This is a genomic window from Enterobacter sp. 198 (genome assembly GCF_009025585.1).
In the GTDB taxonomy this organism is placed as follows: Bacteria; Pseudomonadota; Gammaproteobacteria; order Enterobacterales; family Enterobacteriaceae; genus Enterobacter; species Enterobacter ludwigii.
Map to the genome: position 1 here is coordinate 1 of NZ_WCIM01000007.1, position 23,601 is coordinate 23,601.

17 protein-coding genes, 1 rRNA gene and 1 riboswitch are annotated in these 23,601 nt (G+C 55.4%); of the genes, 7 read left to right on the forward strand and 11 right to left on the reverse strand.

From position 1 onward, the window contains the following. Positions 1–25 precede the first annotated feature (25 nt). The 3 genes from F8561_RS01940 to btuB form a co-directional block, all read right to left on the reverse strand. Positions 26–1,565, reverse strand: a 16S ribosomal RNA gene (locus F8561_RS01940). Positions 1,566–1,948: 383 nt separating this feature from the next. Further along, complete coding sequence (gene murI / locus F8561_RS01945; RefSeq protein ID WP_020883936.1) at positions 1,949–2,800, reverse strand: glutamate racemase; 852 nt, start codon at positions 2,798–2,800, stop codon at positions 1,949–1,951. Continuing rightward, positions 2,745–4,592 carry a TonB-dependent vitamin B12 receptor BtuB gene (gene btuB / locus F8561_RS01950; protein WP_151887087.1) on the reverse strand — a complete coding sequence of 616 codons (1,848 nt, stop codon included), beginning with the start codon at positions 4,590–4,592 and terminating at the stop codon, positions 2,745–2,747. Before btuB ends, murI begins: the two co-directional genes overlap by 56 nt. Before the next feature lie 65 nt (positions 4,593–4,657). Continuing rightward, a riboswitch (cobalamin riboswitch) is annotated at positions 4,658–4,834 on the reverse strand. 104 nt (positions 4,835–4,938) lie between these two features. Here btuB and trmA point away from each other — a divergent pair. Further along, positions 4,939–6,039: a tRNA (uridine(54)-C5)-methyltransferase TrmA gene (trmA, locus tag F8561_RS01955; protein WP_032679233.1), complete on the forward strand. Its 1,101-nt coding sequence runs from the start codon at positions 4,939–4,941 to the stop codon at positions 6,037–6,039. 41 nt (positions 6,040–6,080) lie between these two features. On the opposite strand, the gene F8561_RS01960 is transcribed toward trmA, so the two are convergent. Both F8561_RS01960 and fabR read right to left on the reverse strand, forming a co-directional pair. Continuing rightward, positions 6,081–6,440 (reverse strand): YijD family membrane protein, encoded by a 360-nt coding sequence (locus tag F8561_RS01960; RefSeq protein ID WP_020883939.1) that lies wholly within the window; start codon positions 6,438–6,440, stop codon positions 6,081–6,083. Between the two features lie 9 nt (positions 6,441–6,449). Beyond that, positions 6,450–7,088 carry an HTH-type transcriptional repressor FabR gene (gene fabR, locus F8561_RS01965; protein ID WP_008501784.1) on the reverse strand — a complete coding sequence of 213 codons (639 nt, stop codon included), beginning with the start codon at positions 7,086–7,088 and terminating at the stop codon, positions 6,450–6,452. 196 nt (positions 7,089–7,284) lie between these two features. Here fabR and sthA point away from each other — a divergent pair, with 196 nt between their 5' ends. After that, positions 7,285–8,685, forward strand: coding sequence for a Si-specific NAD(P)(+) transhydrogenase (sthA, locus tag F8561_RS01970; RefSeq protein ID WP_151887088.1), 1,401 nt, complete (start codon positions 7,285–7,287; stop codon positions 8,683–8,685). Here the strand turns inward: sthA and oxyR are convergent. The 4 genes from oxyR to argC form a co-directional block, all read right to left on the reverse strand. Continuing rightward, complete coding sequence (oxyR, locus tag F8561_RS01975; RefSeq protein WP_014172176.1) at positions 8,668–9,585, reverse strand: DNA-binding transcriptional regulator OxyR; 918 nt, start codon at positions 9,583–9,585, stop codon at positions 8,668–8,670. The genes sthA and oxyR overlap by 18 nt on opposite strands. A gap of 324 nt (positions 9,586–9,909) precedes the next feature. Continuing rightward, the gene (gene argH / locus F8561_RS01980) at positions 9,910–11,283 is read right to left on the reverse strand and encodes an argininosuccinate lyase (protein WP_014172177.1); all 1,374 of its coding nucleotides are present in this window, start codon (positions 11,281–11,283) and stop codon (positions 9,910–9,912) included. Between the two features lie 78 nt (positions 11,284–11,361). Further along, a complete protein-coding gene (argB, locus tag F8561_RS01985) occupies positions 11,362–12,138 on the reverse strand; it encodes an acetylglutamate kinase (RefSeq protein ID WP_086462987.1) in 777 nt (258 codons plus the stop codon). Between the two features lie 6 nt (positions 12,139–12,144). Further along, positions 12,145–13,149, reverse strand: a complete 1,005-nt coding sequence (argC, locus tag F8561_RS01990; protein ID WP_047356146.1) for an N-acetyl-gamma-glutamyl-phosphate reductase — start codon at positions 13,147–13,149, stop codon at positions 12,145–12,147. A gap of 88 nt (positions 13,150–13,237) precedes the next feature. On the opposite strand from argC, the gene argE reads away from it, so the two are divergent. The 5 genes from argE (at position 13,238) to gldA (ending at position 20,046) form a co-directional block, all read left to right on the forward strand. Further along, on the forward strand, positions 13,238–14,389 hold the full coding sequence (gene argE / locus F8561_RS01995; protein ID WP_020883942.1) for an acetylornithine deacetylase: 1,152 nt from the start codon (positions 13,238–13,240) through the stop codon (positions 14,387–14,389). Between the two features lie 270 nt (positions 14,390–14,659). Beyond that, on the forward strand, positions 14,660–17,311 hold the full coding sequence (ppc, locus tag F8561_RS02000) for a phosphoenolpyruvate carboxylase (protein WP_014172182.1): 2,652 nt from the start codon (positions 14,660–14,662) through the stop codon (positions 17,309–17,311). A 63-nt stretch (positions 17,312–17,374) separates the two neighbouring features. Then, entirely contained in the window at positions 17,375–18,139 is a 765-nt protein-coding gene (locus F8561_RS02005; protein WP_050737737.1) for a helix-turn-helix transcriptional regulator, read from the forward strand. Between the two features lie 128 nt (positions 18,140–18,267). Then, the gene (gene fsa, locus F8561_RS02010; RefSeq protein ID WP_151887089.1) at positions 18,268–18,930 is read left to right on the forward strand and encodes a fructose-6-phosphate aldolase; all 663 of its coding nucleotides are present in this window, start codon (positions 18,268–18,270) and stop codon (positions 18,928–18,930) included. A 12-nt stretch (positions 18,931–18,942) separates the two neighbouring features. Further along, positions 18,943–20,046, forward strand: coding sequence for a bifunctional L-1,2-propanediol dehydrogenase/glycerol dehydrogenase (gldA, locus tag F8561_RS02015; RefSeq protein WP_151887090.1), 1,104 nt, complete (start codon positions 18,943–18,945; stop codon positions 20,044–20,046). 49 nt (positions 20,047–20,095) lie between these two features. Here gldA and katG read toward each other — a convergent pair whose 3' ends face one another. Together katG and metF are read right to left on the reverse strand one after the other, a co-directional pair. Then, positions 20,096–22,276, reverse strand: coding sequence for a catalase/peroxidase HPI (gene katG / locus F8561_RS02020; RefSeq protein WP_149377049.1), 2,181 nt, complete (start codon positions 22,274–22,276; stop codon positions 20,096–20,098). A 209-nt stretch (positions 22,277–22,485) separates the two neighbouring features. Beyond that, a complete protein-coding gene (gene metF / locus F8561_RS02025; protein ID WP_014172187.1) occupies positions 22,486–23,376 on the reverse strand; it encodes a methylenetetrahydrofolate reductase in 891 nt (296 codons plus the stop codon). Between the last annotated feature and the right edge of the window lie 225 nt (positions 23,377–23,601).

The following is a 23,601-nucleotide window of genomic DNA, read 5'->3' on the forward strand; positions in this document are numbered from 1 at the left end:
CACTACAAAGGCAGGTTCTTTAAGGTAAGGAGGTGATCCAACCGCAGGTTCCCCTACGGTTACCTTGTTACGACTTCACCCCAGTCATGAATCACAAAGTGGTAAGCGCCCTCCCGAAGGTTAAGCTACCTACTTCTTTTGCAACCCACTCCCATGGTGTGACGGGCGGTGTGTACAAGGCCCGGGAACGTATTCACCGTAGCATTCTGATCTACGATTACTAGCGATTCCGACTTCATGGAGTCGAGTTGCAGACTCCAATCCGGACTACGACGCACTTTATGAGGTCCGCTTGCTCTCGCGAGTTCGCTTCTCTTTGTATGCGCCATTGTAGCACGTGTGTAGCCCTACTCGTAAGGGCCATGATGACTTGACGTCATCCCCACCTTCCTCCAGTTTATCACTGGCAGTCTCCTTTGAGTTCCCGGCCGGACCGCTGGCAACAAAGGATAAGGGTTGCGCTCGTTGCGGGACTTAACCCAACATTTCACAACACGAGCTGACGACAGCCATGCAGCACCTGTCTCAGAGTTCCCGAAGGCACCAAAGCATCTCTGCTAAGTTCTCTGGATGTCAAGAGTAGGTAAGGTTCTTCGCGTTGCATCGAATTAAACCACATGCTCCACCGCTTGTGCGGGCCCCCGTCAATTCATTTGAGTTTTAACCTTGCGGCCGTACTCCCCAGGCGGTCGACTTAACGCGTTAGCTCCGGAAGCCACGCCTCAAGGGCACAACCTCCAAGTCGACATCGTTTACGGCGTGGACTACCAGGGTATCTAATCCTGTTTGCTCCCCACGCTTTCGCACCTGAGCGTCAGTCTTTGTCCAGGGGGCCGCCTTCGCCACCGGTATTCCTCCAGATCTCTACGCATTTCACCGCTACACCTGGAATTCTACCCCCCTCTACAAGACTCTAGCCTGCCAGTTTCGAATGCAGTTCCCAGGTTGAGCCCGGGGATTTCACATCCGACTTGACAGACCGCCTGCGTGCGCTTTACGCCCAGTAATTCCGATTAACGCTTGCACCCTCCGTATTACCGCGGCTGCTGGCACGGAGTTAGCCGGTGCTTCTTCTGCGGGTAACGTCAATTGCTGTGGTTATTAACCACAACACCTTCCTCCCCGCTGAAAGTACTTTACAACCCGAAGGCCTTCTTCATACACGCGGCATGGCTGCATCAGGCTTGCGCCCATTGTGCAATATTCCCCACTGCTGCCTCCCGTAGGAGTCTGGACCGTGTCTCAGTTCCAGTGTGGCTGGTCATCCTCTCAGACCAGCTAGGGATCGTCGCCTAGGTGAGCCGTTACCCCACCTACTAGCTAATCCCATCTGGGCACATCTGATGGCAAGAGGCCCGAAGGTCCCCCTCTTTGGTCTTGCGACGTTATGCGGTATTAGCTACCGTTTCCAGTAGTTATCCCCCTCCATCAGGCAGTTTCCCAGACATTACTCACCCGTCCGCCACTCGTCACCCGAGAGCAAGCTCTCTGTGCTACCGTTCGACTTGCATGTGTTAGGCCTGCCGCCAGCGTTCAATCTGAGCCATGATCAAACTCTTCAATTTAAGTTTGATGCTCGTGAATTAAACTTCGTAATGAATTACGTATGTTCACTCAGAGACTTGGTATTCATTTAGTGTCCGAAGACATTAAGAATCCATGTCACTTTGAGTGCCCACACAGATTGTCTGATAAATTGTTAAAGAGCAGTTGCGACGCGGCTTACAGCTCACCGTCGCGAGGTCACGTATATTACGTTTTCCTCATTCAGAGTCAAGCATTTATTTTTGCTTTTCTCTGTTGGTGTTCATCTCTGAACCCCGCTAACCCGGCGGCTTGTAAGCCGTTGTTCCGTGTCAGTGGAGGCGCATTATAGGGAGTTCTCAGACGTTGACAACCCCTCTTTTAAAAAAAACGTTCAACCGTCTCTTTTTTGCTCAAAATCGTGCTACAGCGCCAGTTTTTCGAGCGTTTCAAAGCCATAACGGCGTAAAACGGGCAAAAGTTGCTCGGTCTCGTTGGTGATGGCCATACAAAAAGCGATGTTTGCATCGGCAGATTTTGCATCCGGGGCTTCATGTTCCAGCAACCAGGCCGTACGTCGGGCTATAGCCGCCCCCGAATCCACCAGCCGTGTGCCCTCAGGCAGAACTTCTAATAACTCTTCCTGTAATAGAGGGAAATGGGTGCACCCCAGCACAACGGTGTCCGGTGGCTCCGGCATCCGCAGCCACGGGCGGAGAATACGGCGCAACTCTTCGAGCGGCACTGCCTTTCCGTGTAGCTTCGCTTCGGCGATCTCGACCAGTTCCGCCGAACCGAGCATCGCAATCTGGCATTCGTTGGCAAAGCGGTCGATTAACTCGCGCGTATAAGGTCGCTTCACCGTGCCTCGCGTTGCCAGTAAACCAACAATGCCATTTGCCGTCAGACGCGCGGCAGGCTTTATTGCAGGAACAACGCCCACAACCGGGAACTGGAATTTTTCGCGCAATGCAGGAAGCGATACTGTACTGGCCGTGTTACAGGCGATGACCGCCAGCGAGAGGGGATAACGCTTTTGTACCGCGGTGACGATTTCAACCACACGCTCAACAATAAAGTCTTCACTCTTTTCCCCATACGGGAACGCGACGTTATCAAAGGCGTAAATGTAATGGAGATCCGGCAGAAGATGTCGGATCTCATCATAGACCGAAAGCCCACCGACGCCGGAATCAAATACCAGCACGGTGGGACGCGGATTAGAAGGTGTAGCTGCCAGACAAGGTGTATTCCCGTCCTGCAGTTTGGTAGCCATAAACTGTCTCGTAATCTTTGTCGAACAGGTTGGCTATTTTACCACGAACTGTAAGGTGAGAGGTGACAGGATATGAAACTGCGACATCCCACAGGCTTACGCCGCCCATTTTCACCTTTTCAGACGGGTAGGTACCAAAGTCAGTGTCGTAACGTGTTCCCAGGTAGTGGTAAGTCAGGCTCCAGTCGAATTCATAGACCTGCGTATCAAGCTGATACTTCACCTGCTGCTTAGCCCGGCGATCCAATAGCTGGTTTGTTGCCGCATTGCGTGCATCCACGTAATCGTAACCGACCGTATGAGTCAGTGGACCTGTATCAAAGGACGCTGTGGCTTCAACCCCTTTAATACGCGCCTTGCCTACGTTGTAGTATTCCTGAAGGTTGTTATTAAAGTCGATCAGGTTATCAACGTCATTGCGATAGGCCGATACGCGCCAGTTTACGCCAGCCGTCAGGCCTTCGAACGCGCCTTCCCACTGTTTACTCTCCTCAGGATCAAGATGGTCGTTGCCATAGAAACCATACAGCTGCCCGAGGTTGGGTGCTTTATAGGCAGTGCCATACGAGGCAATGAATCGATAACCTTCAATGAACTCCCAGCCCGCACTGCTCTGCCAGGTGCCATGGCGACCAAACTGAGAGTTATCGTCGCTACGCGCTGCCCCTTCCAGGGTAAAGTCGCCAAACTGCTGCAGCGCAGTCAGGTAGACGCCGGTGTTACGCAGGTCATAGCCGTTTGTGACATAGCTTGTTCCTGGTTCGGTGCTCTGCTTCTGCCAGTCGACACCTGCGCCAATATTGCCATGGCCCACCTCAACGGAGTTAGTCCACTGCACGTTGTACTGTTTGATCTCATCCAGCGTGGCATTGGAATCATAACGTCCCAGATGCGGGTCGTAGTTATAATCTTTGCTGTGGCTGTAGCTGGTGAGAAGTTGTGAATGGACGATGTCATTATTAAAGCGCAGTCCAGCGTCCCAGGTCTGGCTATAGAGCTGACGGGTATCAACCAAAACATCAGGCGTAAATGAACTGTAATAGCCGTCATAGGCGGTACGGTTGCTGTAGCCATAGCCGCGAACGAACCCGCTCCACTGATCAGAGAAAGCATGCTCCAGCGCACCGTAGAGGGTTTTATTCATAAAGCCGTCACGATCGGTCTGAGCCAGACCACCGTTGTTGCCATCCGCAACCACGTCAAAGCCTTTGGTATAGGTATAATCACCCGCCAGCGTCACGCGCGTGCTGTCACCCAGGGTTTGCTGGGTGCCGCCGCCGTAATTTTGGTAGCCATGCGAGCCTACGCCCGCATTCAACGTCGTGCCGTCCTTTGCGCGGGTAGTAATAATGTTCACTACGCCACCAATCGCATCAGAACCATAGACTGCAGAGCGTGGCCCGCGAATATATTCAATGCGCTGCACCAGGGCGATCGGGAACTGACTGAGATCGGACGACCCCGTTACCCCAGCCTGGTTAAGACGGATCCCGTCGACAAGAATAAGAACATGGCTGGAATTAGTCCCCCGAATAAAAAGAGAGGAAAGTTGCCCCATTCCGCCGTTTTGGGCGGTATCCACGCCAGGCAAGCGACGCATAACATCAATGACGGTGTTTGCCTGCCAGCGATCAATATCCTCGCGCGTCACCACAGACGTTGGTGCAAGAACGGTATTAACAGGTTGCTCAAAACGGTTTGCTGTCACCACCAACGAGTCGTCGCTATCCTGCGCCCAGCCCGAAAATGCCGTGACGGACAACGCCGTCAACAGCGATACTTTTTTAATCATTGTTAAAGCATCCACAATATAAGAAGGATGCCGCAGGCTTCATCTATAGCACGCGATGACGAAACCAAATGCGACGTGATCCCGGCAGGTCTTCGGGCTAGGTGGCGTTTTGCGGATGAAGACTTCCCATTTTCACAGTGTCTACAATTCTCATCCCGCCAGTCTTTACCGCTGCGCGTCAGCTCCAGATTTTCACTGGATTCCCTTTTCACTCTCAGGAGACCGGAAACAGAATGCTACAATTAGACACGTATAGATGTCCAGATAGCTATTGGCCATTAAATCTGGACATCCACTGCACAATCCCTACAATCCCCGCGTAATTCTTTATCACTCAGGACGCATCATGACCCCCGAACACCTCCCAACAGAACAGTACGACGCACAGCTGGCAGAGAAAGTTGTCCGCCTGCAAAGTATGATGACGCCTTTCAACGCGCCCGTTCCTGAGGTGTTCCGCTCGCCCGTTAGCCACTACCGCATGCGTGCGGAATTCCGCATCTGGCACGACGGTGACGACCTGTACCACATCATTTTTGATCAGCAGACGAAGTCCCGCATTCGGGTCGACAGCTTCCCGGCGGCGAGTGAACTCATCAACCAGCTCATGACGCTGATGATCGACGGCGTACGCAACAACCCTGTGCTGCGTCACAAGCTGTTCCAGATTGATTATCTGACCACACAAAGCAACCAGGCGATTGTCTCTCTGCTGTATCACAAAGCGCTGAATGACGAATGGCGCGAGCAGGCAGAAGCGCTGCGCGATGCCCTGCGCGCGCAGAACATCAACGTTCACCTGATTGGTCGTGCGACAAAAACCAAAATCATGCTGGATCAGGATTTCATCGACGAACGTCTGTCGGTGGCGGGAAAAGAGATGGTGTACCGCCAGGTTGAGAACAGCTTTACCCAGCCAAACGCAGCAATGAACGTACAGATGCTGGACTGGGCGCTGAAGGCGACCGAAGGGTCAAAGGGCGATCTGCTAGAGCTGTACTGCGGGAACGGCAACTTCTCCCTGGCGCTGGCGCGTAACTTTGAGCGCGTCCTGGCGACGGAGATTGCCAAGCCGTCCGTTGCCGCTGCACAGTACAACATTGCCGCCAATCACATCGACAATGTGCAGATCATTCGTATGTCTGCAGAAGAGTTCACGCAGGCCATGAATGGTGTACGTCAGTTTAATCGCCTGGAGGGGATCGATCTGAAGAGCTACCAGTGTGAGACGATTTTTGTCGATCCGCCGCGCAGTGGCCTGGACAGCGAAACCGAGAAGATGGTGCAGGCTTACCCGCGTATTTTGTACATTTCCTGTAACCCGGAAACGCTGTGCAAGAATCTCGAAACATTAAGCCAGACGCATAATGTTGAACGTCTGGCTCTCTTCGATCAGTTCCCGTATACGCACCATATGGAGTGCGGCGTACTTCTTACCGCGAAGTAACGTGATGGCAGGCAGGTCAACCTGCCTGCAACCCCACTCTCTTACTCCGGCAGCTCGTGCTTGCGGCTACGCATGCGCGAGCCAATCCAGAACACCAGTGCCACGGAAAGTACCGCCGGCAGGAAGTTAGAACCGATATCCGGATACTCTGCACGCACCACGGTGCTATACAGCAACACGCCAAGAATAAAGCAGGCCGCGGCCAGCCCAGGCAACCCGACCGGCATGGTGCGGTTCAGGTAACGCTGATGCAGACAGTACACCGTCAGCACCAGCGCAATGAGCGGGAAAATAGAAAATGGAACGATCGAGCTGAACACAGCCGCAAACGTGCCATTAATTGATAAGCCAGCGATCAATGCCAGCAACAGCGTACCCTTATCCTGACCTGACTGTTTCATTACTCACCTTCACTCTTCGGTTTGATGTGCCAGTTTCTCTTGTTCACGGCGATACCAGTAGTACGCGCCTTTGGAGATCATCCTGAGCTGTAATACCAGTCGCTCTTCGAGCTGCTTGCGTTGTTCGATGCTGACATCCAGCGCTTCGGCACCCGCGCTGAAAACAATCGTCACCATCGCCTCAGCCTGTGCTTCAGTGAACGCACGCGGCATATGGTTTTCGAGTTCAAGATAGTCGGCAAGTTCCGCGATAAAATGCTGAATTTCACGCGCCACAGCGGCACGGAACGCGGCTGATGTTCCGGAACGTTCCCGCAACAGCAGGCGAAATGCGTTGGGGTTATTGCCAATAAATTCCATAAAGGTCGACACAGAGGTGCGGATCACGCTCCCCCCTTTAGCGATACGCTGCCGCGCCTGGCGCATAAGCTGACGCAGCATCAGCCCGCTCTCGTCGACCATGGTCAGACCCAGTTCATCCACATCACGGAAATGACGATAGAAGGACGTTGGCGCAATCCCGGCCTCGCGCGCAACTTCACGCAGGCTTAAACTGGCAAAACTACGCTCGGCACTCAGTTGACTGAATGCGGCTTCCACCAGCGAACGCCGGGTTTTCTCTTTTTGTTGTGCTCTTACGCCCATCACGATAGTTGAATCCTTCCAAAGGCCTGATGGCACTATACCAGAGAATAAAATTAATCTGTTTGCCTGGCTTTGTGAATGATTGTTTACGTACGGTTTGTGCTCCACTGCCGGAAAAAAGCACAACGATAATTGGGTTACTCGGGCAATGATGTTATGATTCTGTTGCTTTTATGTATAAGAACAGGTAAGCCTTACCATGCCACATTCCTACGATTACGACGCAATTGTGATAGGTTCCGGCCCCGGCGGCGAAGGCGCTGCTATGGGACTGGTGAAACAGGGAGCCAGAGTAGCGGTGATAGAGCGCTACCATAACGTTGGCGGTGGTTGCACCCATTGGGGCACCATCCCTTCCAAAGCCCTCCGCCATGCCGTTAGCCGCATTATTGAATTTAACCAGAACCCTCTTTACAGCGACCACTCCCGACTTCTTCGTTCCTCCTTTGCTGACATCCTGAATCATGCGGATACCGTTATTAACCAGCAGACGCGGATGCGCCAGGGGTTTTATGAGCGTAACCACTGTGAAATTTTGCAGGGCAATGCGCACTTTGTTGATGAACACACCCTGGCACTCGAATGCCACGACGGGTCGGTCGAAACCATCACGGCGGAAAAATTTGTCATCGCCTGTGGTTCACGCCCGTACCATCCGGCAGACGTGGACTTCTCCCACCCGCGCATTTACGACAGCGACTCCATCCTGAGCCTGCACCACGAACCCCGTCATGTGATTATCTATGGCGCAGGGGTGATTGGCTGCGAATATGCGTCGATCTTCCGGGGCATGGACGTGAAAGTTGACCTGATCAACACCCGCGACCGCCTGCTGGCCTTCCTCGATCAGGAAATGTCAGACTCGCTCTCTTACCACTTCTGGAACAGCGGCGTGGTGATTCGCCACAACGAAGAGTACGAGAAAATTGAAGGCTGCGACGACGGTGTGATCATGCATCTGAAATCGGGCAAGAAGCTGAAAGCAGACTGCCTGCTGTATGCCAACGGCCGTACCGGTAACACCGATTCTCTGACTCTGGAAAATATCGGGCTCGAAACCGACAGCCGCGGTCAGCTGAAGGTGAACAGCATGTACCAGACAGCCCTGCCGCATGTGTATGCTGTCGGTGATGTTATCGGTTATCCAAGCCTGGCTTCTGCAGCATACGATCAGGGACGTATCGCGGCGCAGGCGCTGGTGAAAGGCGAAGCGACGGCACATCTGATCGAAGATATTCCGACAGGTATTTATACCATCCCGGAAATCAGCTCCGTCGGGAAAACCGAGCAGCAGCTGACGTCAATGAAGGTGCCTTACGAGGTGGGTCGCGCACAGTTTAAACATCTGGCGAGGGCGCAAATCGTGGGAATGAGCGTGGGTACACTGAAGATCCTGTTCCATCGCGAGACGAAAGAGATCCTCGGTATTCACTGCTTTGGTGAACGCGCGGCGGAGATTATTCATATCGGCCAGGCGATCATGGAGCAAAAAGGTGGTGGTAACACCATCGAGTACTTCGTTAACACCACCTTCAACTACCCGACCATGGCGGAAGCCTATCGGGTCGCGGCACTGAACGGCTTAAACCGCCTGTTTTAACGCATTGTCAAAATGGCCATCCATCGAACCACGGATGGCCTCTGCCAGCTGCTCATAGCGGCTGCGCAGCGGTGAACCCGGACGATAAACCAGACCAATGGTACGACGTGGCTCTGGTTTAATGCATGGCAGATAAACCACGCCGTCACGTTTACGTTCGCGCGGCACGGCCAGTGCCGGCAGCAATGTGATCCCACTGCCCGCCGCCACCATATTACGCAGCGTTTCAAGGCTGGTTGCGCGGAAATGGGTATCCTCGTCAGCACCCGCTTCGAAGCAGAAGCCCATCGCCTGATCGCGCAGGCAGTGACCATCTTCCAGCATCAGCAGTTTTTCACCGGCCAGATCGGCCATCGGCACGCGATCGCGGTTCGCCCACGGGTGATCTTCATAGATCGCCAGCATCATGGGCTCATCAAACAGTGGCACCTCAATAAAAGCTTCGCTCTCTTTGACCAGCGCCAAAATGGCACAGTCGAGCTTGCCGCTGTCTAACTGCGCCAGCAGCTGATGGGTTTGCGCTTCATGCAGATACATTTCGAGTTTCGGGAACGTCTGATGCAGCATTGGAATGATGTGCGGCAACAGGTACGGGCCAACGGTTGGGATCAGGCCAATATGCAACGGGCCGGACATCGCCTCCCCCTGCTGGCTTGCCATTTCCTTGAGCACTTTGACCTCGCGCAGCACGGTGCGCGCCTGATCCACCAGCAGCAGACCTGCCTGGGTGAACAGTACCTTACGACTGGTGCGCTCCAGCAGCATCACGCCCAGCTCGTCTTCCAGCTTGCGGATCTGGCCGCTCAGGGTAGGCTGGCTGACGTGGCAGGAATCTGCCGCGCGGCGAAAATGGCGGTGCTCGGCTAACGCTACCAGGTATTCAAGATCACGAATATTCATTATTCATCCTCCGTCGCCACGATAGTTCATGGCGATAGATAGCATAGCAACGAACGATTATCCCTATCAAGCATTCTGTTGAATAATACACCACATAGACGAGGCGGCACGTGTTTGACCCTTGACGTCCCCGCACCGTCAGCGAGTTTCTCTCAAAACTCGAACAACTAAAGCCAACGTGAACTTTTGCGGACCCCGTGGTCCGCTTTTTTTTGCGTAAAAAAGCCCAGGGATAAAAGTAAAATGGCAACCGAAGTTGCCATTTTTAGTGTTTACGCCCTCTCCCCGTGGGAGAGGGCGGGTGAGGGCACCAGCCCGCACTCATCAAACCAGCCGGTTTTTCGCATCCGCAATCGCCTGCGCGACCTGCTTCGGTGACACGCCGCCTTTCGCTGCACGCTTATCCAGACAAGACTGTAACGCCAGAATCGGATACACATCATCACCGATAACCGCACTGAATTTCTGCAGGTCGGTCAGCGGCAACGCTTCCAGTGCCTTACCCTGACGAATGGCTTCAACCACCGCTTCACCGACAATATGGTGCGCTTCACGGAACGGTACGCCTTTCGCCACCAGGTAATCGGCAAGCTCGGTCGAGTTTGCATAGCCCTGCTGCGCCGCTTCCTGACAACGCGGGCGTTTCACCTGAATGCCATCCAGCACCAGCGCGCCCATATGCAGGCAGTCCAGCCAGGTATCGAGCGCGTCGAACAGCCCTTCTTTGTCTTCCTGCATATCTTTGTTATACGCCAGCGGCAGCCCTTTCAGGGTCATCATCATGCCGGTCAGCGCGCCCTGCACACGGCCACACTTACCGCGGATAAGCTCCAGCGCATCCGGGTTTTTCTTCTGTGGCATCAGGGAGGAGCCTGACGTCACGCGGTCAGACAGCTCAACAAACCCGGCTTCACCGGAGTTGAAGAAAATCAGGTCTTCGGCAAAGCGCGACAGATGCACCATGCCGATAGACGCATTGGAAAGCAGCTCCAGCACGTGATCACGGTCAGAGACGCTGTCCAGGCTGTTACGGGTGGCTGAAGCAAAGCCCAGCCAGCCAGCCAACTGATCACGGTCGATTTCATAGGCCGTCCCTGCCAGCGCACCGCTGCCCAGCGGGCTCACGTCCAGACGCTTCAGGGTATCCTGCAGACGGCTTTCATCACGTGCCAGCATCTCAACGTAGGCCAGACACCAGTGCGCAAAGGTTACCGGCTGCGCACGCTGCAGGTGGGTATAACCCGGCATCACCGCGTCCTGGTTGTTCTGCGCGGTTTCCACCAGCGCGCCTTGCAGCTGACGGTTGGCTGCCAGCAGTTCACCAACGGTATCTTTACACCACAATTTCAGGTCAGTCGCGACCTGGTCGTTACGGCTACGCCCGGTATGCAGTTTTTTACCCAGCTGGCCGACTTTATCAATGAGTTTCCCTTCCACCCAGCTGTGAATATCTTCCGCATCGCTGGCGAGGATCTGCTGCGGGTCCAGACGCACCTCTTCCAGCAGGTTATTCAGCGCCTCTTCCAGCTGCAGCTGTTCGTCTGCGGTCAGGACGCCCACGGTGACCAGCGCTTTGGACCAGGCCACAGAGCCGACGATATCCTGCTCGGCCAGGCGGTAGTCGAAGCGCAAAGAGTCGTTGAACTGTTTGAACCGTTGATCCGCTGCCTGTGTAAAACGCCCACCCCAAAGTGCCATAACATGCTTCCTTAATATCTTTGAATTTCATTGCCCGGCTGCGCTGCGCTGACCGGGCCTGCAGAATCGGTAAATTGCTTACGCCAGAATACGCGTGCCAATCGGCGTGCCGTTAAACAACGCCGGGAGTTGCTCCGCGTGGCGCCAGGAGGCGATGTCCACCGGACGTCCAAGCGTACGCGCGGCATCCAGCGCCGCATTGACTTTGACGATCATGCCGTCGGTAATAATGCCCTGCTCGATAAGCTGTTCGGCTTTCGCCGCGGTCATTTCCGCAATACGCTGGCCTTTGCCGTCGAGAATACCGCTTACGTCAGAGAGCAGAATCAGGTCCGCGCCCAGCGTAGCCGCCAGAGCCGTTGCCGCCTGGTCTGCATTGACGTTCATCAGTTCGCCCTCTTCGGTCACCCCGATAGAGCTCACCACCGGCAGGAATCCTCCTTCCAGCAGCATGTTAATCAGCTTAGGCGAACCAGGCTGTGCCAGTCCAACGTGTCCGAGCTCTTCGTCGAGCTGGGTCACTTTTACGCTGTCACCATCGCCCAGACACAGACCGACAGAGGCGATATGGTGTTTCTTCGCCCACGCCAGCAGCGTTTTGTTCGCCGTCCCCGCCAGGGCACCGGTAATAATATCAATCTGGTCAGCAGGCGTGACGCGCAGGCCATTTTTCTTTTTCACCGGCAGGTTGAGCCCTTTCATCAGCTCATCAACCACGCAGCCGCCGCCGTGCACAATCACCAGCGGACGTTGGTGTGATTCGCGATAGTTCACCAGCGCGGTAAAAAGACGCTCCAGCGCTTCTTCGCTGTCCAGCAGTACACCACCGAGTTTGATAATTAATGGGTTCATCATCACACCTTAAATAAGAGCCTGGGTTTCCGGGAAACCGAAACGAATATTTGCACACTGCATTGCCTGTGCGGCAGCGCCTTTAAGTAAGTTATCTTCCGCAGCCACCACAATCAGGTGCTCACCCTGCACGGCAAAACCGATGTCGCAGAATGGCAGGCCAACCACATTTTTCAGCGCCGGCACGCCTTTGTCGTACAGACGCACCAGCGGTTTGTCCGCATAGGCCTGCGTAAAGGCTGCGCTCACCTGTTCGTGGGTCACGCCGGGTTTCAGGCGGCAGGTGATAGTTTCGAGGATCCCACGCGGGAAGCTGCCCAGATGCGGCGTGAAGATGACATCCGCACCCAGATGCGTCGTGATTTCAGGGTGATGGCGGTGATTGAACACGCCATACGGCTGAAGGCTCACTTCGCAGAAGCTGTTGGCAATAGCGGCTTTACGCCCCGCGCCGCTGACACCACTGGTGGCGTTGATCACCGGCCACTGGTTCAGATCCAGCAGGTCTGCGTCGATCAGCGGCTTCAGAGAAAGCTGTGCCGCCGTCGGATAACAGCCCGGCACGGCAACCAGATCCGCTTCCTTCAGTTTATCTGTGCTCCACTCCGCCAGGCCGTATACCGCTTTTTCCAGCAGTTCAGGGTGTTGATGGGTGAAACCGTAATATTTTTCGTAGAACGCGCCGTCATTCACACGGAAGGCGCCGGAGAGGTCGAACACCACGCAGCCGGCCGCCAGACATTGCGGAACCAGGTCGTGGCTGACTTCGTGCGCGGTAGCTAAAAACACCACGTCGACGCCGTCGGTGAACGCGCGGATGTCAGACATTGGCTGCAGCGGCAGATCAACAATGCCTTTAAGTTGCGGATGCAAATCGGAAATTAACTTTCCTGCATCATTGCTTTGCGCTGACACGGTCAAAGCGGTTATGGTCATATGAGGATGGCGATTCACGTAGCTTACAAGCTCTGCGCCCGCATAACCGCTAGCGCCTACAATCAGCGTATTCAACATCGGGTTCCTTTATGCTCAACGTTAATGTATTTTTATTCACATTTATTGCATGAATATTGATACTATCACGACCTAAGGTGTGTCAACAATGAAAATGAACTTACCGCCATTTATCGAGATTTACCGCGCCCTGATTGCCACACCCTCCATCAGTGCGACCGAAGAAGCGCTGGATCAGAGCAATGAGTCTTTAATCAATCTGCTGGCAGGTTGGTTTAGCGATATTGGGTTTAACGTTGAGGTTCAGCCCGTTCCCGGAACACGCCATAAATTTAACCTGCTCGCCAGTACCGGACAGGGTGCCGGCGGCCTGCTGCTGGCCGGTCATACCGATACCGTTCCCTTTGACGATGGCCGCTGGACGCGCGATCCGTTCACCCTGACCGAGCATGACAACAAGCTTTACGGTCTGGGCACCGCCGACATGAAAGGCTTTTTTGCTTTTATCCTCGATGCGCTGCGTGACGTGGACGTGACAACGCTGAAGAAACCGCTCTACATTCTGGCCACTGCCGATGAAGAGACCAGCATGGCCGGGGCGCGCTACTTCTCTGAAAACACCTCGATTCGCCCGGATTGCGCCATTATTGGTGAACCAACGTCACTGCAGCCAATCCGCGCCCACAAAGGCCATATCTCCACGGCGGTGCGCGTGCTGGGCCAGTCAGGCCACTCCAGCGATCCGGCGCGCGGCGTCAACGCCATCGAACTGATGCACGACGCCATCGGCCGCATCATGCAGTTGCGCGACTCGCTGAAAGAGCGTTATCACTACGACGCATTCACCGTGCCTTATCCGACGCTGAACCTCGGCAGCCTGCACGGTGGTGATGCATCCAACCGTATCTGCGCCTGCTGCGAACTGCATATGGATATCCGTCCGCTGCCGGGCATGACGCTGAGCGATCTCGACGGCCTGTTGACCGAAGCGCTGGCGCCGGTCAGCGAGCGCTGGCCGGGCCGCCTGACGGTCTCCGAGCTTCATCCGCCGATCCCTGGCTACGAATGTCCACCGGATCATCAACTGGTTGAAGTCGTGGAAAAGCTGCTCGGCGAGAAAACCGACGTGGTGAACTATTGCACCGAAGCACCGTTTATTCAGACCCTGTGTCCTACGCTGGTGCTTGGCCCGGGTTCCATCAACCAGGCCCACCAGCCGGATGAATATCTGGAAACGCGCTTTATCAAACCGACCCGTGAACTGATTACCCAGGTCGTGCATCACTTCTGCTGGCATTAAAATGCCCCTGAGGGTTCCCTCTCCCGGTGGGAGAGGGTCAGGGTAAGGGCAACAAATCCCGCGATCTTCGTCACATTCCCATAAGCATCTCTTATCTGACGCAAAGCGAATTAAATTTCGTAAATTACCCACATTTATTCGTTTGCTGAACCGTTTTCGCAGCAATTGACGACGGGGGTTTTACGTGGCTTTATAAAGGGAGATGACAAAATATTGTCCAAAAGATTTTCGATTGGGCATAAACAAAAATGATGGGGTGACTGGGTTTTTATGAACGAACAATATTCCGCGTTGCGTAGTAATGTCAGTATGCTCGGCAAAGTGCTTGGAGATACCATCAAAGATGCGTTGGGGGAAAACATTCTCGACCGCGTTGAAACCATCCGCAAGCTGTCAAAATCTTCCCGTGCAGGTAACGAGGCCAGTCGTCAGGAGCTGCTCACCACCTTGCAGAACCTTTCTAACGATGAGCTGCTGCCCGTTGCCCGCGCCTTCAGCCAGTTTCTGAACCTGGCAAACACCGCTGAGCAATACCACAGCATTTCGCCGAATGGCGAAGCTGCCAGCAACCCGGAAGTCATTGCCCGTACGCTTCGTAAACTGAAAGACCAGCCAGACCTCAACGAAGACATCATCAAAAAAGCGGTGGAGTCCCTTTCGCTGGAGCTGGTTCTGACCGCTCACCCAACCGAAATCACTCGCCGCACCCTGATCCACAAAATGGTGGAAGTGAACAACTGCCTCAAGCAGCTGGATAACAAAGACATTGCTGACTACGAACGCAACCAGCTGATGCGCCGTCTGCGCCAGCTGATTGCCCAGTCCTGGCACACCGATGAAATTCGTAAGCATCGTCCAAGCCCGGTCGACGAAGCCAAATGGGGCTTTGCAGTGGTGGAAAATAGCCTGTGGGAAGGGGTGCCGAACTACCTGCGTGAGCTGAACGAGCAGCTGGAAGCGAATCTGGATTACCGCCTGCCGGTCGATTTTGTGCCGGTGCGCTTCACCTCCTGGATGGGCGGCGACCGTGACGGCAACCCGAACGTCACCGCGGAAATTACCCGCCACGTGCTCCTGTTGAGCCGCTGGAAAGCAACCGACCTGTTCCTGAAAGATATTCAGGTATTGATCTCCGAGCTGTCGATGGTAGAGGCCACGCCGGAACTGCGCGCGCTGGCCGGCGAAGAAGGTGCCAGCGAGCCGTATCGTTTCCTGATGAAAAAACTGCGTGGCCAACTGATGGCGACGCAGGCCTGGCTGGAAGCGCGTCTGAAAGGCCAGCGCCTGCCAAAGCCGGAAGGCCTGCTGAGCCAGAACGAGCAGCTCTGGGAGCCGCTGTATGCCTGCTATAAATCACTGCAGGCCTGCGGAATGGGCATCATCGCGAATGGCGAACTGCTCGACACCCTGCGTCGCGTGAAGTGTTTCGGCGTGCCGCTGGTGCGTATTGACGTCCGTCAGGAAAGCACCCGTCATACTGAAGCGCTGGGCGAACTGACCCGCTATCTCGGCATCGGCGACTATGAAAGCTGGTCCGAAGCGGACAAACAAGCCTTCCTGATCCGCGAACTGAACTCCAAGCGTCCCCTGCTGCCACGTAACTGGGAACCAAGCAACGAAACCCGCGAGGTGCTCAACACCTGTAAAGCGATCGTTGATGCGCCGAAAGGATCGGTGGCTGCCTATGTGATCTCCATGGCGAAAACACCGTCTGACGTGCTGGGCGTTCACCTTCTGCTCAAAGAAGCCGGTATCGACTATGCCCTTCCGGTTGCACCGCTGTTTGAAACCCTTGATGACCTGAACAACGCCAACGACGTCATGACGCAGCTGCTGAACATCGACTGGTACCGCGGCTTTATTCAGGGCAAACAGATGGTGATGATTGGCTATTCCGACTCCGCAAAAGACGCGGGCGTCATGGCGGCATCCTGGGCGCAGTATCAGGCACAGGACGCGTTGATCAAGACCTGTGAAAAAGCAGGCATCGAACTGACGCTGTTCCACGGACGCGGCGGCTCGATTGGCCGTGGTGGCGCGCCAGCGCATGCGGCACTGCTGTCACAACCGCCGGGAAGCCTGAAAGGCGGCCTGCGCGTGACCGAACAGGGCGAGATGATCCGCTTCAAGTACGGCCTGCCGGAAGTGACCATCAGCAGCCTGTCGCTCTACACCAGTGCGATTCTGGAAGCGAACCTGCTGCCACCGCCAGAGCCGAAAGAGTCCTGGTGCCATATCATGGACGAGCTGTCAGATATCTCCTGCGATCTGTACCGCGGCTACGTGCGTGAAAACAAAGATTTTGTGCCTTACTTCCGTTCAGCTACCCCTGAGCAGGAGCTGGGTAAACTGCCGCTGGGTTCACGCCCGGCTAAACGCCGCCCGACCGGTGGCGTAGAGTCTCTGCGTGCCATCCCGTGGATCTTCGCATGGACCCAGAACCGTCTGATGCTGCCCGCCTGGCTGGGCGCAGGCGCGGCGCTGCAGAAAGTGGTGGAAGATGGCAAACAGAACGAACTGGAAACCATGTGCCGCGACTGGCCATTCTTCTCCACCCGTCTGGGTATGCTGGAGATGGTCTTCTCGAAAGCAGACCTGTGGCTGGCGGAATACTACGATCAGCGTCTGGTGAAGCCTGAGCTGTGGACGCTGGGTAAAGAGCTGCGCGAACTGCTGGAAGACGACATCAAAGTGGTGCTGGACATTGCTAACGACTCGCACCTGATGGCGGATCTGCCGTGGATTGCCGAGTCCATCCAGCTGCGTAATATCTACACCGACCCCCTGAACGTCCTGCAGGCGGAGCTGCTGCACCGTTCACGTCTGGCGGAAGAGGAAGGTAAAGAGCCGGATCCACGCGTCGAACAGGCGTTGATGGTGACGATTGCAGGCGTTGCGGCAGGTATGCGTAACACAGGCTAATCCATTGGCTTCATACAGGCCCGGCAGCGCTAACGCTGCCGGGCGATATCCGGTATTCACGCCATGCACCACGACATCAGCACCCTTCTGACCGACCTCATTAATGGCACCGTCGCGCTACGTGACGTACGGTTTTTCACCCCGCCCGACCCACACTCCCGCACAACGCCTTGCCTGGTCATTAACCTCGATAATGCCTGCGAAGCGTGGTTTTCTTCCTCTGCGGAGGGGTTACTTCATACCGGTCACGCGCTCAGCATCAGCTTCGGTAAACAGCAGCTGTCGCTTCGTCTTTATCGGGATAACGTGCTTATACAGCACCAGCAGGTTGCCCGGCGCGGCCCCCGAACCGGAGCGTTTCTCCTGCAAACGCTGGCCGAGCTGCAGATGCAGCCTGATGAACAGGAAACGGCCAGACTGGTGGTACTGAGTATGCTCAGCCACTGTCGCGATCTTCTTGGCAGCGACATTCACACTGACAGCCGCAGTCGCGCTTTGTTTGAAGCCATCCGGCGCTATCTCGATGAACATCACGCCTCACCGCTGACCCGCGATTCCGTGGCGCGGGCGTTTTATATTTCACCCAACTACCTTTCACATCTGTTTCAGAAGACCGGGAACGTGGGGTTCAATGAATACCTGACCCAAACGCGTCTGGAACACGCGCGCCAGTTGCTCAAGGGTTATGACCTAAAAATCAAAGACATTGCCGCCCGCTGCGGCTTTACAGACAGCAACTACTTCTGTCGCCTCTTTCGTAAACATACCGAACGCTCCCCTTCTGAATACCGCCGCCAGTATCACAGCCAGCTGACTGCCAAAAACTAGCATTGTGATCGCCCTCTCACTTCACTAAGCACATTACATTTGTCCAGTATTTGGCAAAATTGACCTGTATCCCCGGCCAGCAGCCCCACCTTATCCTTGAGTTAACCTTTCTGACTTAAGGAAAAATAATGGAACTGTATCTGGATACTGCCAACGTGGCAGAGGTTGAGCACCTGGCGCGCATTTTTCCGATTGCCGGCGTCACCACCAACCCGAGCATTGTAGCCGCCAGCGGCGAAACCCTCTGGAACGTACTGCCGCGTCTGCAAAACGCCATCGGGCCACAGGGTACGCTGTTTGCCCAGACCATGAGCCGTGAAGCCGAAGGGATGGTGGCAGAAGCCAAACGCCTGAGTAACGCTATTCCTGGCATCGTGGTGAAAATCCCGGTGACCGCACAGGGCCTTATGGCGATAAAAATGCTGAAAAAAGAGGGCATTACCACGTTAGGCACGGCCGTTTACAGCGCCGCCCAGGGTTTACTGGCCGCGCTGGCGGGAGCGAAATATGTCGCACCGTATGTTAACCGCGTCGACGCTCAGGGCGGGGACGGCATTCGTATGGTACAGGAGCTGCAATCCCTGCTCGAACGCCACGCCCCAGAAAGCAGCGTGCTGGCCGCCAGCTTCAAAACACCACGTCAGGCGCTGGACTGCCTGCTCGCCGGATGTGAAGCAATCACGCTTCCTTTAGATGTAGCGCAACAAATGCTCGGCACCCCGGCGGTAGAGTCAGCCATAGAGAAGTTTGAGCACGACTGGAAAAACGCGTTTGGTAACCTCAACCTCTAAGGGAGATCTGTTATGGACCGTATCATTCAATCGCCGGGGAAATATATCCAGGGCGCTGATGTTCTCACCCGTCTCGGCGACTATCTGAAACCACTGGCAACACGCTGGCTGGTTGTGGGTGATAAGTTTGTGCTGGGTTTTGCACAAGAGACCTTGCTTGAGAGTTTCAAAAAAGCGGAAATTTATGCTGAAATCGCGCCCTTCGGTGGCGAATGTTCGCAAAATGAAATCGATCGCCTGAAAAAACGGGCCGACGGCGCCGACTGTATGGCGGTGCTCGGTATCGGCGGCGGGAAAACGCTGGATACCGCCAAAGCGCTGGCGCATTTTATGGACGTGCCCGTTGCCATCGCCCCGACTATCGCCTCCACCGACGCCCCGTGCAGCGCCCTTTCCGTCATTTATACCGACAGCGGTGAATTCGATCGCTACCTGATGCTGCCGCATAACCCGAACATGGTGATTGTCGACACCCGGGTGGTAGCTGGCGCTCCGCCGCGTCTGCTGGCCGCCGGGATAGGCGATGCCCTTGCCACCTGGTTTGAAGCGCGCGCCTGTTCCCGTAGTGGCGCGATCACCATGGCGGGCGGAAAATGTACCCAGGCTGCGCTAGCCCTCGCCGAGCTGTGCTACAACACGTTAATTGAAGAGGGTGAGAAAGCGATGCTCGCGGCCGGGCAGCACGTGGTCACACCGGCGCTGGAGCGCATCATTGAAGCCAATACCTATCTGAGCGGCGTTGGATTTGAAAGCGGTGGACTGGCGGCCGCGCACGCCATTCACAACGGAATGACCGCCGTGCCGGAGGCACATTCGTTCTATCACGGTGAAAAAGTGGCGTTTGGGACGCTGACGCAACTGGTGCTGGAAAATGCCCCGGTAGAGGAAATTGAAACCGTCGCAGCGCTGTGTCACAGCGTAGGTTTGCCCATCACGCTGGCACAACTGAACATTAAAGAGGATATTCCGCTTAAAATGCGGCTGATTGCCGAGGCAGCCTGCGCAGAGGGTGAAACCATTCACAACATGCCAGGCGGGGTGTCACCGGATCAGGTTTACGCGGCGCTGCTGGTGGCCGATCAGTACGGGCAACGGTTCCTGCGGGAGTGGGCGTAACCGGTATGGCCGGATAATAAAAAAATCCCCGCCGAAGCGGGGATTGTATTTACTGCAGATCAAACCGATCCAAATCCATCACCTTCGCCCAAGCGGCAACAAAGTCACGGACGAATTTCTCATGGGCGTCGCTGCTGGCGTAAACCTCGGCCAGTGCGCGCAGCACGGCGTTCGAACCGAATACCAGATCGGCACGCGTGGCGGTGTATTTCACTTCACCGCTGGCGCGATCGCTGCCGGCAAACAGCTCGTTTGATTCATCGGTCGCTTTCCACTGGGTATTCATGTCCAGCAGGTTCACGAAGAAATCGTTGCTCAGCACGCCTTCACGATGGGTGAACACGCCGTTCTGACTGCCATCGAAGTTCGCCCCCAGTACGCGCAGACCACCAATCAGCACCGTCAGTTCTGGTGCAGTGAGCGTCAGCTGCTGGGCCTTATCAATCAACAGAGACTCGGTAGTGGAGGCATCAACCTGTGCACGGTAGTTACGGAAGCCATCGGCAATCGGTTCGAGCAGGTTAAACATCTCGATATCCGTCTGATCCTGACGCGCATCAACGCGGCCCGGCGTGAACGGTACATTGACGTAAACGCCGGCCTCTTTCGCCGCCTGTTCAACACCCACCACACCTGCCAGCACGATGATATCGGCCAGTGACGCTTTGTTGGTGGTACGCTGAATAGCTTCCAGGGCGGGTAACGCGCGAACCGCTGCGGCGTTAACTTCCCAGTCGCGCTGGGGTGCCAGTGCCAGACGCGCACCGTTGGCGCCGCCACGCTTATCGCCACCGCGGAAGGTCGATGCAGACGCCCAGGCAACGGAAACCAGGTCGCTCACGGACAGACCCGAGGCAATGATTTCCGCTTTCAGACTCTCAATGTCCTCTTTGGTCGGGTTGAACACCGCCTGCGGCAGTGGATCCTGCCAGATGAGATCTTCTTTCGGCACTTCCGGACCAATGTAACGCGCTTTTGGCCCCATATCACGGTGGGTCAGCTTGAACCACGCGCGCGCAAAGGCTTCGTTAAAGGCCTGCGGATCGTTCAGGAAGCGGCGGGAGATTTTCTCGAACTCGGGGTCAAAACGCAGCGTCAGATCGGTGACCAGCATCGTCGGTTTGCGCTTTTTCGACGGGTCGAACGGATCAGGCATAATGTCTGGTGCATCCACGGCTTCGAACTGAATCGCACCCGCCGGGCTGCGGGTCTGCACCCACTCGTATTTGAACAGGTTCTCGAAGAAGTAGTTACTCCACTGGGTCGGCGTTTGTGACCAGATGACTTCCAGCCCGGAGGTGATCGCATCTGCGCCAACGCCGGTACCGTGCGTACTGGTCCAGCCCAGACCCTGCGCTTCAATTGGCGCGGCTTCCGGGTCGGCACCGACATGGGTCGCTTCACCTGCACCGTGGGTTTTACCGAGGGTATGACCGCCTGCAATCAACGCAACGGTCTCTTCGTCGTTCATCCCCATGTTGCCAAAGGTGGCACGGATCGCCGCGGCCGCTGACAGTGGTTCACCGCTGGCGTTTGGCCCTTCCGGGTTAACGTAAATCAGCCCCATTTCGGTGGCTGCCAGTGGGCGCTTCGCCAGTGCTTCCGGATCACGGTGGGTGAGCCAGGCTTTTTCATCACCCCAGTTCACGTCCATATCCGGTTCCCAGACATCTTCACGCCCGGCCCCAAAACCAAAGGTACGGAAACCAGAGTTCTCCAGCGCCACGTTACCGGCAAGGATGAAGAGGTCAGCCCAGGAAATTTTTTGACCGTATTTTTGCTTGATAGGCCACAGGAGACGGCGCGCTTTATCCAGACTTACGTTATCTGGCCAGGAGTTCAGGGGGGCAAAGCGCTGTTGACCGCGCCCTGCGCCACCGCGACCGTCAACGGAGCGATAGGTACCTGCGCCGTGCCAGGCCATACGGATAAACAAGCCCGCATAGCTGCCCCAGTCGGCTGGCCACCACGGCTGAGAGTCGGTCAGAAGTGCTTTGAGATCGCCCTTGAGCGCTGAGTAATCAAGTTTGCTGAATTCTTTGCGGTAGTCAAAGTCTTCACCCAGAGGGTTAGAACGGTTGGAATGTTGATTAAGAAGATCGACGCGGAGTTGTTTTGGCCACCAGTCGCGGCTGCCTGTGCCTCCCCCCGCGCTGTGATCGACGCTGCCCTGATGGAACGGGCACTTGCCGATTGATGCCGCATTATTGCTGTCGTCTGACGTGCTCATCGCTATGCTCCCTTTTACAGTGTTACCGTTACGATATACGCCCTTGTTGATAAGGTATAGTTGAGATAACCCACAGATTCGATAGTTAATTCCGTTTAATTTCCCATTGAAAGTATGTGCGTTCTGTACGTCAAAGGCAGCATTGCTGATATGGCGGGGAAATAAAACCCTTATAAATCAAAAAACCCTCCGAAGAGGGCTTCTATTTGTTATGCGCCAGGCCGTACACCCAGCGTATGGCAAATGGCGTAACTCATTTCCGCGCGGTTGAGCGTATAGAAGTGGAAATCCTTCACCCCTTCACGACTCAAGATCTTCACCATGTCCATCGCGATGTTTGCGCCCACCAGCTTGCGTGTTTCCGGGTCATCGTCCAGCCCTTCGTACATTTTAGACATCCAGTGCGGAATGCGCACATTGGTCATATCGGCAAATTTCTTCGCCTGTTTGAAGTTAGAGACCGGCAAAATTCCCGGGATAATTTCGACGTCGATGCCCGCGGACACACAGCGGTCACGAAAGCGCAGGTAGCTTTCCACATCAAAGAAGAACTGGGTAATGGCGCGGTTCGCACCGGCGTCCACTTTACGCTTCAGGTTAAGCAGATCCGCCTGGGCGCTTTTCGCTTCCGGGTGAACTTCAGGGTAAGCGGCAACGGAAATGTCGAAGTCTGCGACCTCTTTCAGCAGCGCGACCAGATCGGTGGCGTACATGTCCGGTTTACCGCTCCCCGGCGGCAGGTCACCGCGCAGGGCGACGATATGGCGAATACCGTTGTTCCAGTAGTCCTGGGCAATGGCACGCAGCTCATCGCGCGTCGCGTCGATACAGGTCAGGTGCGGAGCCGCTTCCAGACCCGTACGGTCCTTAATGCCTTTAATGATGCTGTGCGTACGGTCACGCTCACCGGAGTTGGCACCGTAGGTGACGGAGACAAACTTCGGTTTCAGGCTGCTCAGGCGATCGATAGAGCTCCAGAGGGTTTGCTCCATTTCACTGGTGCGCGGCGGGAAAAATTCAAAAGAGACGTTAATCTGACCATTTACTTCGGCCAGGCTCTGATTCAGGGCTTCCCGCTGGTTGGCGTGAAAAAAGCTCATACCTTACCTCATCAATCGCGTGTCATTGTGTGTTGTGTTTCGAACTTCTATACGTTTAGACGTCCAGATGTAAAAATGACGGAAAAGCGGAGGGACGTCAACAGAAATAATCGCCAGGAATGGTGAGGAATGCTCAGGGAAGATGAAGGGAGTTCATGATGGCGGGTGAGGGCATCAGACCGCACTCACCCTGTCCCTCTCCCATAGGGAGAGGGAACAAGAAGG

Coding starts and splice junctions, on each gene's coding strand:
- murI (WP_020883936.1), bottom strand. CDS start 2,800: ATGGCTACCAAACTGCAGGACGGGAATACACCTTGTCTGGCAGCTACA.
- btuB (WP_151887087.1), bottom strand. CDS start 4,592: ATGATTAAAAAAGTATCGCTGTTGACGGCGTTGTCCGTCACGGCATTT.
- trmA (WP_032679233.1), top strand. CDS start 4,939: ATGACCCCCGAACACCTCCCAACAGAACAGTACGACGCACAGCTGGCA.
- F8561_RS01960 (WP_020883939.1), bottom strand. CDS start 6,440: ATGAAACAGTCAGGTCAGGATAAGGGTACGCTGTTGCTGGCATTGATC.
- sthA (WP_151887088.1), top strand. CDS start 7,285: ATGCCACATTCCTACGATTACGACGCAATTGTGATAGGTTCCGGCCCC.
- oxyR (WP_014172176.1), bottom strand. CDS start 9,585: ATGAATATTCGTGATCTTGAATACCTGGTAGCGTTAGCCGAGCACCGC.
- argH (WP_014172177.1), bottom strand. CDS start 11,283: ATGGCACTTTGGGGTGGGCGTTTTACACAGGCAGCGGATCAACGGTTC.
- argB (WP_086462987.1), bottom strand. CDS start 12,138: ATGATGAACCCATTAATTATCAAACTCGGTGGTGTACTGCTGGACAGC.
- argC (WP_047356146.1), bottom strand. CDS start 13,149: ATGTTGAATACGCTGATTGTAGGCGCTAGCGGTTATGCGGGCGCAGAG.
- argE (WP_020883942.1), top strand. CDS start 13,238: ATGAAAATGAACTTACCGCCATTTATCGAGATTTACCGCGCCCTGATT.
- ppc (WP_014172182.1), top strand. CDS start 14,660: ATGAACGAACAATATTCCGCGTTGCGTAGTAATGTCAGTATGCTCGGC.
- F8561_RS02005 (WP_050737737.1), top strand. CDS start 17,375: ATGCACCACGACATCAGCACCCTTCTGACCGACCTCATTAATGGCACC.
- fsa (WP_151887089.1), top strand. CDS start 18,268: ATGGAACTGTATCTGGATACTGCCAACGTGGCAGAGGTTGAGCACCTG.
- gldA (WP_151887090.1), top strand. CDS start 18,943: ATGGACCGTATCATTCAATCGCCGGGGAAATATATCCAGGGCGCTGAT.
- katG (WP_149377049.1), bottom strand. CDS start 22,276: ATGAGCACGTCAGACGACAGCAATAATGCGGCATCAATCGGCAAGTGC.
- metF (WP_014172187.1), bottom strand. CDS start 23,376: ATGAGCTTTTTTCACGCCAACCAGCGGGAAGCCCTGAATCAGAGCCTG.